This is a genomic window from Cohaesibacter gelatinilyticus, from assembly GCF_900215605.1.
GTDB classification, from domain to species: domain Bacteria; phylum Pseudomonadota; class Alphaproteobacteria; order Rhizobiales; family Cohaesibacteraceae; genus Cohaesibacter; species Cohaesibacter gelatinilyticus.
The window spans coordinates 1-14485 of the sequence record NZ_OBEL01000003.1; the positions used below are offsets into that span (position 1 = coordinate 1).

General features: G+C 50.1%; 13 protein-coding genes and 1 tRNA gene. 11 read left to right on the top strand and 3 right to left on the bottom strand.

What is annotated here, in order from left to right:
- The first annotated feature begins 412 nt into the window (after positions 1-412).
- Entirely contained in the window at positions 413-2395 is a 1983-nt protein-coding gene (locus CRO57_RS13840; RefSeq protein WP_097154085.1) for a M23 family metallopeptidase, read from the top strand.
- A gap of 75 nt (positions 2396-2470) precedes the next feature.
- On the opposite strand, the gene CRO57_RS13845 is transcribed toward CRO57_RS13840, so the two are convergent.
- Together CRO57_RS13845 and CRO57_RS13850 are read right to left on the bottom strand one after the other, a co-directional pair.
- Entirely contained in the window at positions 2471-3481 is a 1011-nt protein-coding gene (locus CRO57_RS13845) for an NAD-dependent epimerase/dehydratase family protein (RefSeq protein WP_097154086.1), read from the bottom strand.
- Positions 3482-3615: 134 nt separating this feature from the next.
- Positions 3616-4701, bottom strand: coding sequence for a GNAT family N-acetyltransferase (locus tag CRO57_RS13850; RefSeq protein WP_097154087.1), 1086 nt, complete (start codon positions 4699-4701; stop codon positions 3616-3618).
- Between the two features lie 219 nt (positions 4702-4920).
- Between CRO57_RS13850 and CRO57_RS13855 the strand changes: the two genes are divergently transcribed.
- Genes CRO57_RS13855 through CRO57_RS13870 form a run of 4 tightly spaced genes read left to right on the top strand, consistent with a single transcriptional unit; the run spans position 4921 to position 9364 of the window.
- Positions 4921-6162 (top strand): ATP-binding protein, encoded by a 1242-nt coding sequence (locus CRO57_RS13855; protein WP_097154088.1) that lies wholly within the window; start codon positions 4921-4923, stop codon positions 6160-6162.
- Positions 6159-7310 carry a lipid II:glycine glycyltransferase FemX gene (locus tag CRO57_RS13860; protein ID WP_097154089.1) on the top strand — a complete coding sequence of 384 codons (1152 nt, stop codon included), beginning with the start codon at positions 6159-6161 and terminating at the stop codon, positions 7308-7310. The genes CRO57_RS13855 and CRO57_RS13860 overlap by 4 nt, the downstream gene beginning before the upstream one ends.
- A gap of 9 nt (positions 7311-7319) precedes the next feature.
- On the top strand, positions 7320-8612 hold the full coding sequence (locus CRO57_RS13865) for a lipopolysaccharide biosynthesis protein (protein WP_097154090.1): 1293 nt from the start codon (positions 7320-7322) through the stop codon (positions 8610-8612).
- Between the two features lie 20 nt (positions 8613-8632).
- Positions 8633-9364 carry a hypothetical protein gene (locus CRO57_RS13870; RefSeq protein WP_097154091.1) on the top strand — a complete coding sequence of 244 codons (732 nt, stop codon included), beginning with the start codon at positions 8633-8635 and terminating at the stop codon, positions 9362-9364.
- A gap of 212 nt (positions 9365-9576) precedes the next feature.
- On the opposite strand, the gene CRO57_RS13875 is transcribed toward CRO57_RS13870, so the two are convergent.
- Positions 9577-9666: transfer RNA gene (locus CRO57_RS13875), tRNA-Ser, on the bottom strand.
- A gap of 395 nt (positions 9667-10061) precedes the next feature.
- Between CRO57_RS13875 and CRO57_RS13880 the strand changes: the two genes are divergently transcribed.
- The 6 genes from CRO57_RS13880 to proB all read left to right on the top strand — a co-directional run bounded on the left by CRO57_RS13880 (position 10062) and on the right by proB (position 14461).
- Complete coding sequence (locus CRO57_RS13880; protein ID WP_097154092.1) at positions 10062-10712, top strand: 50S ribosomal protein L21; 651 nt, start codon at positions 10062-10064, stop codon at positions 10710-10712.
- A 24-nt stretch (positions 10713-10736) separates the two neighbouring features.
- Complete coding sequence (gene rpmA / locus CRO57_RS13885) at positions 10737-11006, top strand: 50S ribosomal protein L27 (protein WP_097154093.1); 270 nt, start codon at positions 10737-10739, stop codon at positions 11004-11006.
- Between the two features lie 158 nt (positions 11007-11164).
- Positions 11165-11752, top strand: a complete 588-nt coding sequence (locus tag CRO57_RS13890; protein WP_170956108.1) for a GNAT family N-acetyltransferase — start codon at positions 11165-11167, stop codon at positions 11750-11752.
- Complete coding sequence (locus CRO57_RS13895; protein ID WP_097154095.1) at positions 11752-12300, top strand: GNAT family N-acetyltransferase; 549 nt, start codon at positions 11752-11754, stop codon at positions 12298-12300. Before CRO57_RS13890 ends, CRO57_RS13895 begins: the two co-directional genes overlap by 1 nt.
- On the top strand, positions 12297-13334 hold the full coding sequence (obgE, locus tag CRO57_RS13900) for a GTPase ObgE (protein ID WP_097154096.1): 1038 nt from the start codon (positions 12297-12299) through the stop codon (positions 13332-13334). Before CRO57_RS13895 ends, obgE begins: the two co-directional genes overlap by 4 nt.
- The gene (proB, locus tag CRO57_RS13905; RefSeq protein WP_097154097.1) at positions 13322-14461 is read left to right on the top strand and encodes a glutamate 5-kinase; all 1140 of its coding nucleotides are present in this window, start codon (positions 13322-13324) and stop codon (positions 14459-14461) included. Before obgE ends, proB begins: the two co-directional genes overlap by 13 nt.
- Positions 14462-14485 lie beyond the last annotated feature (24 nt).

Here is a 14485-nt window from a genome sequence, read left to right on the forward strand (position 1 = left end):
GCGAGACTAAGACCAAGCCGTCCACGTTTCTCTTTATTTCAAAAAACAAATTGTCAAAGAACAAAAGATAACAAACCTACCTTTTCTAAGACCAAGCACCCAATAACAAGGACACAAGACCCCGCCGCCAGCAGCAAGCCGCTGTCGATGAAGCGCGTTATAAGCAAACAATCATAAACTGTCAAAGTCTAATTTCGATTTATGTCAGAAAAATCACAGGCCAGTGCATAAACGACTTTCATCTTACGAAAAAAAATCCTCACAGCCGAAAATTAGCCGTATTTTCCGGGTCTTTTCCCGAAAGCAATTTCGCGCTAAAACGACAACACAAATCAAAACGGCTGGTCAGTGAGAGTTCCTGTCATATGAACTCCTCTGCACTTTACATGATATAGGGTCAGGCAAGCAAAGCATGTCACAGAGCAACAAAACAGCGCCGAACCAGCGACCAATTCAATTGGGGTCTCTGCCAGCCTTGCTCACTCCGTCAGCTCGTTTGAACCCGCCAGATCGTAGAACCCTGAATATGCGCTGGTTGATTGGCACGGTGCTAACGGGTTGCACATCCATTTTCCTGATGGGTGGAGCGCTTGTTGCGGGCATTCAAAGTCAAGACCAAATGGCTGAGCTGGCGACTTATAACGAGCAGGCCGCCAATGCAGCATCCATTCCTCCGGGCCAGCTAATCAGTGCGGGCCGAAAAAGTGATCGCCTCTCGCGCACCATTCGACCGGTTTCTCATCGCAAGGAAATCAAGGTCAGCACCATCTCTGCCCTTGGCAACGAAAACCTGATTTCAAGTCGACCCTATATGCTGATCTCGGCATCACTTGAAACAAAGAGAAACAACGATATCAGCCTGCCAGAATTTGACGCTGTGCGCATCTTTGCCAGCGCATCCCAGAATTCCACACAGGATCGCAGCTCCATTGACGAAGACAGCATCTATTCAGCAGATATTGAAGGAGAGATGCGCATTCGCAGTGAGCCTTTGAATTTGGCCTCAGCTTACGCCTTGGAAGCCGGCGGGCCAAACGACTTCGTCATCCAAAAGCTGATCAATCAGTCTTCAATCCTTTTGGCAGATGAAGGCAATACGACTTCCAATCCCTTCGACCTGATCGACCCTTCCCGATTTGAATTCCCCGGAGCATCATTGGGCAACGTGTCTGATGCCTATATTCGCGTTATTCCGGAAAATATGGCTTCCATAACCAAAACCGCGCTTGATAGCGCTGGAGCGGAAACAGAAGAAAAAATCGTAATCGCCGTTCGAGGCGATACTGTTCGTGATTTATTGCTTGAAAATGAAGCGACTGAGGGCGAAGCGGAGGAATTGGCCAACCTCTTTTCATCGGAAGCCGGCATCTCGGAGTTAAGCAACCATCAGCGCCTGCGTATTGTCTATCAATTGGTGGGTGATGGCATTCGAGAACGTGCTCCCTTGCGAATAAGTCTCTATGATGGTGAGGAACATCAACTCACGTTGGCTCAATCCGATCTTGGCTCCTTTCAGGTGGCCGATGAACCTCAACAAGGGTTTGCGACTTTGCCAGCTAATGTAAATAGTCTGGAAAGTCTACGCTCTGGCCCTCGCTTGAATATCTATAATTCGCTATATCAGACCGCCTTGAAGAACGGCATTGATGCTGAGATGATCGACAAGATGGTACAGATCCTGTCATTCGACATCGATTTCAAAACCAGAGTGAAACCAGGTGACTCACTTCAGGTCTTCCATTCCATTCCTGGAGATGGCTCCACAGATCAACCAGAAATCCTGTTTCTCGAAATCCAGATTGGCGGCAAAACCAAGCGTTATTATCGCTACAGAACCGGCGACGACAATTATGTCGATTATTATGATGAGAATGGACGCAGCGCCAAAAAATTCCTGATGCGAAAGCCTATGCAAGGCGGAAAGTTCCGCTCTCCCTTTGGCTGGCGTCGACACCCGATTTTGAAAATCTCACGCCTCCATAAAGGCGTGGACTGGTCTGCGCCACGTGGAACACCAATCATGGCATCCGGCAATGGCCGCATTGTCAAACGCAAATGGTCCAGTGGTTACGGTAAATATATTCAAATTCAACACACAAACGGCTATGCTACTGGCTATGCCCATATGAGTGCTTTCTCCAACAAGTTCCAGACCGGGGATTATGTCCGACAAGGCCAGATCATCGGATATGTTGGCTCAACTGGCCTCTCAACCGGCGCTCATCTTCATTATGAAGTCACGGTCAATGGCCGCCACGTAGACCCAATGCGCATCCGCCTTCCACGAGGTCGAACTCTGAAGGGTGAAATGCTCGCAAGCTTCCAAGGCAATCGTGAGCGTATTGATGAATTGCTTGGAAAGCCCAAACCAACACGCGTTGCCAAGGCGAATTAAGGAAACAAAGAAGCCCGGGTTCAATGAATCCGGACTTCTTTGCTTTCAACATCTTGGTTCGCAACTATGGAACCACTATTTTTGATAATAATCCCGGAACCAGGCAACAAACATTGCCACACCATCCTTAAAGTTCGTTTCGGGTTTATAGCCAGTCAGATTTTGCAAGAGATCTGCATTGGCCCAGGTAGCAGGCACATCCCCTTTTTGCATCGGCATATAATTGCGGATTGCTTCAATGCCGATCTCTGCCTCAATCACATCAACAAAATCGAGCAAACGCACCTTATCGGAATTCCCGATATTGACCACACGATACGGCGCTACCGGTGACAGGCTGTCACCTTCCGGCACGACCTTGTCTTCAGGTCGCACAGGCACAGCATCAATCAGCAAACGAATGCCACGTACCAAATCATCGACATAAGTAAAGTCACGATACATGTCGCCACGATTATAGATATCGATCGGGCGACCATCTAAAATGGCATCAGCAAACTTGAACAGCGCCATATCCGGGCGTCCCCATGGACCATAAACCGTGAAGAAGCGGAACATGGTGATCGGCAGGTTCCACAGATGCGCATAGGAATGCCCCATGCTTTCGGTTGCCTTCTTGGTCGCCGCATAAATGGTCAGCTGGGTATCCGCCTTTTCCGTCTCAATGAATGGCATGTCTTCATTGGCACCATAAACAGAAGAGGTCGATGCCATGAGAAGATGCTCGACTTCAAGCCGGCGAGAGGCTTCCATGACATTGAAAGTTCCAATCACATTGGCATCAATATAGGCGCGAGGATTTTCAAGGCTGTAACGAACACCAGCCTGAGCTGCCAGATGAACCACCACATCGGGTTTGAACTCATCCATAACCCGGTCGACCAGGATCGTATCTTCCAGCATTCCTTCGGTAGCGGAGAAATTGACATTCTGCTTCAGCATGGCATGACGCCGCTCTTTCAAGCGCACATCATAATAATCAGTCATGCCGTCATAGCCATGAACAACAAAACCTTCTGCCAGCAGCATTTTGGCAAGATGAAATCCGATAAAACCGGCCGTACCCGTGATGAAGATGCGCTTCACATCTCTCTCCTGTGAAATTTCATGAAATCCGGTGCAATCTCTCGACAGGGCAACTCTCTCATCATCCCGACGCAGAGTACAAAAACTTGGCCAAACAACTCGGCGATATGATCAACGTCTCTAGCAATGCATCATCAACCTGACAAGGGGTCACCTGATGCACGCAATCTCTTGATTACATCAATCAATTTCAAACCTGCCCAACCTGCAACGCTTTTGCTGGCTCTCAGCGTATAGATATTCTCAGGTTTCGTACCAAAAGAAGCCTTGTAATCTTCATCACCAACGGACAAATCAAAGCAGGTTACACCTTTGTCCATGAGCCGCTCAATCATGAGATCAATAAGTACCTTGCCGGGCGAGAACCGTCCAAATCGTTTATAATCAGCCCCGGGCAGCAGAAATTTGAAGGTTCCTCCATCCTTGATGCCGAAAGCTGCCGCAACAATGGCACCATCAAGAAACAGGCCAGCTGTAACAGGATAACCGTGAACAGAATGTGTTTGAGCCAACTGTTTGTAAAAATCGAAGAATAATGGATTCTGCAAAAAATCCTTGCCATCCGCTCCAGTAAAGCGATCTGCCCGCACGGTACGAAGAAAATCAAACAAACGGTCGATCTCATCAGCCTGACTAGCTATACGCAATTCCAGAGATCCGGCCTGCTCAAGCTTGCCACGCTTGCGCCTGAGATCACTCCGACGGTTGGCGGACAGCTTGTTTTGCTTCCAGGTCTGATAATTGTCGCCAAGTTCGGTGGCATAGGTTCCAAAACCGGCTTCTTTTATAACGATCTGTTTTCCAAAAAACGTGCTCAGCCAAAGCTCCTGATGGCGAACATGCTTGATCCATAGCAGATCATAGGCACCCAAAGCATTGTCGACCATATCTGGGAGCTCAGACCAGTTCATCAATTCATCATGAAAATCACGATCAACGATCGCACATGCATGATCCACCACACCAAAATTGGAATATTCAAGGATCCTGAATGGCCCCAACCGTTTTTGAACAAGCGGCAAAAGAGCAACCAGAAGACCTTCTTTCACAGTTTTGACCACCAGTGTCACCGGCTCAAAGGAGAGGCTTTTACAAAGTTTCTTCTGCATCGCAGACATCCAGATGGGATGCTGAAAGGCCGTAGCATTGGATCGATTATAGAGATCTTGATAAGTCTCTGACAAAAAATCCAATTCATTATGCAGTGTGATCTCAAACACGAAGTGTTCCCATACTTGATTTTGGAGCAATTCCTGAAAACATCAGCTCCCCGGAGCGCATAAGCAGACCGACAAGCTATATATGCAAACTCGAAAATCCTGAATATACGAATTCACATAACCACTCTGACACAAAGCTACAAGAATACCCGTAAGTCGGCTTTAACTTTTGCCACATAGAGTTAGTTCTAAATCACAATTGGTAAGCAGACTTTAATTATGACAGGTAATATCGCGCTGTTGATCGGCAATTATCGGCCAACCTTCATACTTGCACAAAGCCTGAAAAGCAGGGGATATCAGGTCATTTCAGGGCTTGATGGTTATGATCGGGGCGCTGAGGTCTCCCGCTTTGTTGACAAGGTCTGGAAACATGCCTCTTATCAGACCGAGTTTGAGCAGTTTCAAACAGAACTGACCAAATTTCTGGAACAACATCCTGATATCACGGATATTTACCCCATCGCCGAACCCGTGGTCCGTGCTGTTGCTGAAGGGCGGCTCAATCTTCCGGACCATATCCGTATGGGCACCATGGATGGCACACTGGTTCAGCATTGCCTCGATAAAAGAGCATTGCTCACACACGCCAGGGATCTGACTATTCCTGTCGCACCTTTCGCGGAAACCCGGAACCGGAACGATCTTTACGCACTAGCAGAAAAAATCGGTTTTCCGCTCGTCATCCGTCCCTTGGAAACCGGCAAATTACTCGGCTCCACAAAGGCAATCACCTGCAGCAATCTCGATGACTTCTCGCAACGGAATGAGATCTGGAAACGCTGCAATTATCAATTGCTTCTTCAGCGCCAAGTCAAGGGCAAGCGCGACAACATCTATTTTGCAGCCAAAGATGGCAACATACATCGCTATCTCCACGCCAAGATCATTCGAACAGATCAACCCGATGGATCAGGGTTGGCGGTCGAGGGTGAGACCGTCACACCTTGCACCATCATAGAAGGCTATACCCGTAAACTGATCAAAGCTCTCGAGTATAATGGCATCGGGTGTGCGCAATATCTCGTCGATCCCGATAGTGGTGACATCAATTTCCTGGAGTTGAACCCGCGTATTGCAGGCAATCACGCTCTACCCGAAGCATGCAAGCTCGACTTGAGCGGCTGGTTGATTGATATGACCGAAAATACTACACACCCTGATACCTCCATCATTGGGTCAGCAGGATTGCGCTACAGTTGGATCGCCGGGGAGCTGGACGCTATCAGACACTCCTTGCGCAATGGCCAGCTTGGTTTCATCGAAGCACTGAAATCCGCTCTGGAAGCATTTCGCTGTTATCGCCACGATGATCTCGACATGGGGTTCGTTCCGGGCGACCCCATGCCTGGCCTGATCACTCTTTGTGACAGCTTGCCTCTTATCGGTGCCATTACCCGACGACGCTTTCAAAATCCTCTCCTGTTCAAATTATTTATCCGCAAGGAATGTCTTGAATGAATGCATCTTTGGCCACATCGCCTTTGCCTGTTGACGCAGTTGAGACATCATTGAATCTGGATCAAGACTTGGTGTATCGCTTTGTTGACCCGGAAAACTGGGACCAGATTGCGGTCGAATTTCTCGACATCCTTCACGAGCAGAGCGAGTGTTTCAATGCATTACGCTGGGCTCCCGAACAATTGGAACGCATTGCCTTCTACAAAGGCGAACAAGTGGTAAGTGCTGCAATGGTCCTGAAAATGGACTTCCCTATCGTTGGCGGGGGTGTTGCGGTTGTCAAATGGGGGCCGCTGTGGCGTCGCCATGATTTACCGGTTGAACCACGCATTCTTGAAGAGACCGTTGAAAGACTGAAGGACATCTATGCCATCGAGAGAGATTACTTTCTGACATTCTTCCCCCGCGCAGACCCTGACATTTCAGAACTTGAGGTCAGCACCTTCGAAAAATGCGGCTTCGTAGCTGGTGAGGAATTGGCTTCTCCCCTTCGTTATTTTGTCAACACTGATATTTCCCTGGAGGATCTGCGTGCCAGCCTTACCCAGAAATGGCGCTACAATCTCAATAAGGCCGAAAAGAACAACCTGACATGTCGCTTTGCCAATGATGCTGAAGGGCATGAAGCATTCATGCAGCTATATGAAGCCATGCAGAACCGCAAGGACTTTCATGACACATCAGCCATAGGCACATTAAAGGACTTGATGGAAGCTGATGAACTGGCCCTCAGACCAGAAATTCTGCTGGTTGAGTACGAAGATGAACTGGTTGCGGGAGCTGCAATTGATAGCACGGGCGAAAGAGCGGTTTATCTCTACGGGGCAACAAACAACAAGGCCCTGCCTCTCAATGCAGGCTTTGTGATGCATTGGGCAATCGCCCAACATCTCGTAAAAAGCCCGATCTGTCGCTGGTATGACCTTGGCGGAGCAGACAAGGACTGCCATCTGCATCAGTTCAAACGTGGCTTTGTCGGCAAGAAAGGCAGCACGGTCATTACCCCTCGCTACTATCACTATGGCTCCAGTATCAAATCACGTATCCTTGGCCATATGCTCTATTTTGCTCGACGCAAGAAGGGCGAAATCGCAAGACTTGTTCATGACGTCCGGACCAAGGGTCCCAAAGCCGCTTTTGCCGATTGAGCCGATCCCATGTCCAATCCACAGCTCAAGCGTCTGTTTTCTCATATGGCTCTGTTGACACTGGCCCGAATTGTCGGGGCCCTATGTGTCTTTGCGATCACCTTTCTGATCACCAGACAGTTTGGCGCAAACATGATGGCGCAATATTCGGTTTTTCTGGCAATCGCCAGTCTTGCATCCGTCCTGCTGCCCTGTGGTTTCCACGCCATAGGGTCGATGATAGCCGCCGAATATAGAGCGCTCAACAGGCTTGGCCTACTCAGCTTCTTTACGCAATACGGGCACAGGCTCATAGTCATAATGAGCCTGATTGCCGCAATTCCTGCAACTGTTGCAGCAATGCTGATCCCTTCTGAAGGTGCCTATGATCTGTCCATCATTCTGGCGGGCGCCATACCCTCTGCCATGGCCATGGGTTATATCTATTTCAACGGAAGCATCCTGATCGGCCTACAACGCCAATTCTCCGGCCAGCTGCCCGACATGCTGCTAAGACCCTTGCTACTGATTGCAAGCTTTGGCCTGATCGCCCTCATGATCGATGATGTCTCCATTGCACATTTGGTTCTGGCCGCCACAGCCATATTCATCGCAACAGCTGCCATCCAATGGATCAGATTAAGACGCACATTGTCAAAACAAGCGGGAACTGCATCAGAGCAAGAAGAAGAACGAAAAAAATGGTGGCAAATGGCTCCCAGCTGGACTGTCATAACCTTGCTGTGGGATTATTTCATCGAAATCCATATCATTCTCGCAAGCCTGCTATTTGCTCCATTTGAGGTGGCAATGCTTCATATCAGCTTCCGGATCCGGCAATTGGCCGGTTTCGGTATGAAGGCTCTTTATTCCTTGCTGATGCCGAAGGTTTTTTCTGCCAATGCACAACAACAAAATGGAGAAACTCAAAGCCTCATCAGACTATCCAGCAGAATCACATTGGCCTATGCAACTGCCGCCTGGATTACAATTGCCCTGATAGGCCAGTTTATACTGGGTCTTTTCGGCAACGAATTCGAGCAGGGCCATGGTATTCTGATGATCATCATGGCCACATTGCCAATTCGCGCCCTGTTCGGACCGGCACCTGCAGTGCTTGGCATGAAGCGCAATCATCACAGGATTGCCCAAATCCTTCTGATATCCCTCGCCCTATCCCTTGTATTGACAATGGGTGGTTTCGAGCTCGGTGGACTGACCATGGTTGCCTGGGGGTATCTCGCGGCGACGGGATTTACAGCCATAGCAATGTGGCTGTCGGCCAAACAAAAGACCGGCATCAATTGCGCCGTTTGGGCTTGAGAGATAAAAAGAGGTTGAATATGGTTATCAATGAAAATCGTGCAAGGTTGCACACACAAACGATCACCCGCACAACAGAAGATTTCAAGCTCGCCAACCGGATTGCAACCTATACTCTCTTCATTTTTCCGACCATTTTCCTGGCGTCCGTACTGCTCCAACCCTTTGCAGAACCCAAATGGATGTTTTTGGACACTTTGGCAGCAGCAGAATATGCACCTGATTGTTGTCACGTCTATTACGGACTTGTATCCAATATGGGGCTACTGCTCTGGACAGGCACCGCTGCCGTCTGCCTCCTGATGGGATTGGTTGTCTTGTCTGTTGACAAACAGGATCCCTTTACAAGATTTGCGCTCTCGGCGGGATCACTGACCGCATGGATTGCCATTGATGACATGTTTCTTGTCCACGAAAAGGTATTCCCGGCTGTTGGGGTTCCACAAACACTGGTCATCATCAGTTATATGGTTCTGGCAGGACTATATGTCCTGACCAGTTGGAAATATATCTTCCGACAACAATGGTGGATGCTTGCACTCGGAGCAATCGCACTCGCCAGCTCGATCTTTATCGATCTGGTCTTTCACAGCCTTGATGCCTATCTCGTCTATCTTGAAGACAGTGCAAAATTTTTCGGCATAGTGTGCTGGAGCATTTTTCATCTTCTTACGACATTCAATCACTTCCACAATCAGTTCACTCTGCAAGTCAATATCGCAAAAACGGAACCTCTGGATACGGATCAGTGAGACGAACACCAGATTCGGGTGGCTAGATTGGCGTGGCGGTTGCCTGCCAGAACAAAATAACAAAGAGTGAAGAACAAAGTTCAAACTCAGAGCCCAAACACTTGGGTTGGTCGGCGGCAAGGCGCAAGATAAGATGGCGGAGAGTGAAGAACGAAATTCGAACTCGGAGCCATCGCACATTGGGTTGGCGGGTGGCAATGTGCAAATGAAAATGGCGGAGAGGAAGGGATTCGAACCCCCGGTACCCGCAAAGGCACAACGGTTTTCGAGACCGCCCCGTTCGACCACTCCGGCACCTCTCCGCATATTCGAACGAGCCAAGATGAAGATCGAACGAGCTCAAACGAACATGAGCGGACCTTACACACAGCTCCAATCAAGCTCAAGACACCCTCATTCATTCCCACAATCAATCACGACGAGAAGAAAGGTAGAGAAATCCGCAATGCGCTAACTCTTTGTCCTAAGGGTCGAAATCTGGCCAAAAGTCCGCTCTTTTCCTTGACTCTGCGGCATCAAAAGCTATAGTGCGGCCAAGTCTGGCGTGGAAGCCCTTTCCGCGCCTGTTTGTTTGTAAAGACAAGTTTAACTCCAAGCATTTGGAATTAAATGGAAATTGACAGACGGACAATCCATTCACCGACTGAAAAAAGACGGCTCCCAGAATCGGGAAGTTCGGATTGAACAGGAGAAAAAAATGTTCGCAGTCATCAAAACAGGCGGTAAGCAGTATACTGTTTCCCCTGAAGATGTGATCAAGGTCGAAAAGCTCGAAGGCGAAGCTGGCGACACCGTGGTTTTTGATTCCGTGCTGCTGGTTGGCGGCGAAGGTGACGCACAGGTTGGCGCTCCTTTGGTAGACGGTGCAACTGTTGCTGCCGAGATCGTGGATCAGGGCCGTGGCCGCAAGATCATCATCTTCAAGAAACGTCGTCGTCAGAATTCCCGTCGTCGCAACGGCCATCGTCAGCACTTCACTTCCGTCAAGATCACCGAGATCCTGACCGGCGGCAAAGCACCTGCAAAAGCTGCAAAGAAAGCGGCACCTGCAAAAGCTGAGAAAAAGGAAGAGAAAGCTCCTGCAAAGGCAAAAGCGAAAAAAGCTGACGCTGAAGTCGCAGCACTCTTCGACGCTCCGGCTGGCGACAAGGACGATCTGAAAAAGATTTCCGGCGTTGGTCCTGTTCTGGAAGGCAAACTGAACGCTCTGGGCATCACCACTTTTGCTCAGGTAGCAGCCTTCTCTGCAGAAGACATTGCTAAAGTCGACGATGCGCTGAACTTCAAAGGCCGCATCGAACGTGACAACTGGCTCGAGCAGGCTGCTGCTCTCGCAGCCGAGAAATAAGTTTAGGAACGAGGAGACACCAAAATGGCACATAAAAAGGCAGGTGGTTCATCCCGTAACGGCCGCGATTCAGCTGGTCGTCGCTTGGGCGTAAAGAAATATGGCGGGGAAGCAGTGATTCCTGGCAACATCCTGGTGCGTCAACGCGGCACCAAATGGCATCCGGGCAGCAATGTCGGTATGGGCAAGGACCATACCCTATTTGCTACCGTTGAAGGCAAGGTGGAATTCCGCGCAAAGGCTAACGGCCGAACTTACGTATCTGTGAACCCGGTGGCGGAAGCCGCAGAATAAGCATCGGCATGAAACACAAGACTTGCCGGTGTCCCTGACCCCGACAAGTCGATGATAGTTCCCCTAAAAGGGTAGCTGAGATGAGAAGGGAAGATGGGACACCATCTTCCCTTTTTCTTTTCAATCATCTCATAACTACAATTCTTGAGGAGGAACTCATGTTGGATATAGATGAAGGCATACAGCAGGACGAACCTGACAGTATCACCCCTTTGCGGATCGGCGCTATTATCCTTCGCTTTCCGCAAAGCTGCGATCAGGGGAAACTGGCAGCAATCGCCTCCAATCCTCGCATCGCAAAAAATCTGTCTGCCGAAAGCTGCGCGGTGAAATGCAATCAGCTGGATAATTTTTCCGGCCGCACTCTCATCATCGCCAACTCCCTCAACCAGCCCCTTGGCATGATTGGCTACCAGCCAGATCACACCAACGCCAATCATATGCTCTCCATCTGGCTCGATGAAGCCTGCTGGAACCGTGGATATGGTACACTGGCAACCCAGGCGATGCTGGATCTGGCATTCTCAAAGGATAATCTGGACTGCATTTTTGCCTTGGCCCGTGTCTCAAGCATGGCTTCCAAGCGCCTTCTGGAAAAATGCGGTTTCCAATATTGTGGCACGGGCATGACTCGCTCCGCATTTTACAAAGGCATGATCCCGACCGATCGATTCAAGCTCGATCGCCGGGTCTGGCAAGCCTTGAGAGACTGGAATCATTTAACCCCTAACAAAGGAGCAGCCTGATGTTGTTGCCAAGCTTGAAAAGCGACCGCCTCTTGCTGCGTCCTCTGCATACCGAGGACGCAGACGCCATCCAAATTGCTTGTAGCAATGTATCGATGACCCGTTATCTCGGTCGTGTCCCCTACCCTTACACCAGGCAAAGCGCCACCAGCTTCATCGAACGATGCCAACAGGGGCTGGAAGGCATTCACTATGCCATCATACAAAAAGACAAATTGATCGGCATTATCGGCATGGCGCCATCAACCGAGCGGTTACAACATGCCTTTGTTCCCTCAATTGGCTATTGGCTTGACCAGTCCTTTTGGGGTAAAGGCTATATGAGTGAAGCAGTTGCCCGGTTTCTGGCCTGGTATATGCCGCTGGAGCCGACCGAGCGGGTCCGCTCTGCAGTGTTTGAAGACAATCCAAGGTCCCTGTCTATCCTCTCACGCATGGGTTTCAAGGAAATCGGCAGAGGACGGGGCTTTAGCCCGGCACGCAGTCAAGATGTTGCCCAGATCGAACTGGAGCTGACTGCAAACCGATATTATGAGGGCGTACGATGAAATTTCTTGACCAGGCCAAGGTCTTTGTTCGATCAGGCAATGGAGGCGCTGGCAGCGTCTCCTTCCGCCGCGAAAAATATGTCGCCATGGGTGGCCCTGATGGGGGTGATGGCGGCAAAGGCGGCGATGTATGGGTCGAATGTGTCAATGGCCTGAATACGCTCATTGACTACCGCTTCAAACAGCATTTCAAAGCCGATACCGGTCTGCATGGCATGGGCCGTAACCGCAATGGCCATAAAGGCAAGGATGTGGTGTTGCGTGTACCCATCGGCACCCAGATTATGGATGAGGACAATGATGAGGTTCTCGCTGATCTGACGGAAATCGGCCAGAAGATTCTGCTCGCCAAAGGTGGCAATGGAGGCTTTGGCAACACTCATTTCAAATCCGCAACCAATCAGGCCCCACGCCATGCCAATCCCGGGCAAGATGGCGAAGAGCGCTGGATATGGTTGCGTTTGAAGCTGATCGCTGACGCAGGTCTCGTTGGCCTGCCAAATGCTGGCAAATCCACATTTCTTGCATCAGTCTCGTCTGCCAAACCAAAAATCGCCGATTATCCATTCACCACTCTGCATCCCAATCTGGGTGTTGTGGGCATTGATAGCCGTGAATTTGTCATGGCCGACATTCCCGGTCTGATCGAAGGAGCCCATGAGGGCATCGGCATCGGAGACCGCTTCCTCGGCCATGTCGAGCGCTGTCGTGTGCTGTTGCATCTGATCGACGCAACCCAGGAGGATTTCGTCGACGCCTATCGGGTAATCCGCGGTGAACTGGAAGCCTATGATGAAGGCTTGGGCCAGAAAGACGAAATCGTCGCCCTGACCAAGGTTGATTCGCTGCTAGAAGAAGAGCTGGAAGAAAAACTCCAAACATTTGAAGAGGCTTATGGCTTCCGACCGATGGCCATTTCTGCTGTTGCCCGAACCAATATGGACGATATCTTGCGTGCTATCATGAGCAAGATTGAAACCGAGAACAAACGCGAAGAAGAAGCAGATCTTGAGCCCGAACCATGGCGTCCTTAATTCCACGATTGCAAGATCAAAAACGCATTGTCATCAAAATTGGCTCAGCCACACTGGTTGATGCCAAAAGTGGGCGTTTGCGCGCAGCCTGGCTGCAAACATTGGTCGATGATATTGCCTGGCTGAAGGAGCAGGGCAAGGAAGTCTTGATTGTATCCTCCGGTGCCATCGCTCTGGGCCGCAAACAAACAAACTTGCCAACAGGCCATTTGAAGCTGGAGCAAAGTCAGGCTGCAGCAGCCATTGGCCAAATCAGCCTTGGCCGAGCTTATGCAGACGCCCTGAACAAGGTAGAGCTGATAGCAGGTCAAATTCTGCTGACATTGGGTGATACCGAAGCACGTCGCCCTTATCTCAATGCTAGGGCCACGCTTGCGACCTTGCTGGAACTGGGCGTTGTACCAATCGTCAATGAAAATGACACGGTCGCCACATCCGAGATCAAATATGGCGACAATGACCGTCTGGCCGCACGTGTAGCCACCATGATCAGCGCCGATTGTCTTGTACTGCTCTCTGACATTGACGGCCTCTATACCGCACCACCGGCATCCAATCCCGATGCCAGGCATCTTCCCGTGATTGAAAAAATCACCCCGGAGATTGAGGCCATGGCAGGCAGTGCCGGATCATCCCTTGCCAAAGGCGGCATGACCACAAAGATTGCTGCTGCAAAAATCGCTGTGAAAGCAGGCACATCCATGGTTATCGCCAACGGTGCTGGCTACAATCCGTTGCAAGCCATTGTCAGTAGCGCAAAATGCAGCTGGTTTTTGGCTAAAGCCAGCCCGATCACCGCCCGCAAACGCTGGATCCATGGCTCACTGGAACCCCATGGAATGATCATGCTGGACGCCGGTGCAGTCAAAGCGCTGCTCTCCGGTAAAAGCCTGCTACCAGCAGGTGTCACCAGACTGGAAGGCGCCTTCTCTCGCGGGGACGCCGTCATTTTAAACGGACCGGATGGAGAAGAAATCGCCCGTGGTCTGGTCGCGTATGATCGAACGGAAGCCGATAAAATTATCGGTCGGCAATCCCATGAGATTGCAGGCTTGCTTGGCTACGATGGTAGAGCCGAAGTCATCCACCGCGATGATATGGTTCTGAGCGAATTCGAAAATAGATAACAGATTTCAGATTTAAGCCTTGAG

Coding starts and splice junctions, on each gene's coding strand:
- CRO57_RS13840 (WP_097154085.1), top strand. CDS start 413: ATGTCACAGAGCAACAAAACAGCGCCGAACCAGCGACCAATTCAATTG.
- CRO57_RS13855 (WP_097154088.1), top strand. CDS start 4,921: ATGACAGGTAATATCGCGCTGTTGATCGGCAATTATCGGCCAACCTTC.
- CRO57_RS13860 (WP_097154089.1), top strand. CDS start 6,159: ATGAATGCATCTTTGGCCACATCGCCTTTGCCTGTTGACGCAGTTGAG.
- CRO57_RS13865 (WP_097154090.1), top strand. CDS start 7,320: ATGTCCAATCCACAGCTCAAGCGTCTGTTTTCTCATATGGCTCTGTTG.
- CRO57_RS13870 (WP_097154091.1), top strand. CDS start 8,633: ATGGTTATCAATGAAAATCGTGCAAGGTTGCACACACAAACGATCACC.
- CRO57_RS13880 (WP_097154092.1), top strand. CDS start 10,062: ATGTTCGCAGTCATCAAAACAGGCGGTAAGCAGTATACTGTTTCCCCT.
- rpmA (WP_097154093.1), top strand. CDS start 10,737: ATGGCACATAAAAAGGCAGGTGGTTCATCCCGTAACGGCCGCGATTCA.
- CRO57_RS13890 (WP_170956108.1), top strand. CDS start 11,165: ATGTTGGATATAGATGAAGGCATACAGCAGGACGAACCTGACAGTATC.
- CRO57_RS13895 (WP_097154095.1), top strand. CDS start 11,752: ATGTTGTTGCCAAGCTTGAAAAGCGACCGCCTCTTGCTGCGTCCTCTG.
- obgE (WP_097154096.1), top strand. CDS start 12,297: ATGAAATTTCTTGACCAGGCCAAGGTCTTTGTTCGATCAGGCAATGGA.
- proB (WP_097154097.1), top strand. CDS start 13,322: ATGGCGTCCTTAATTCCACGATTGCAAGATCAAAAACGCATTGTCATC.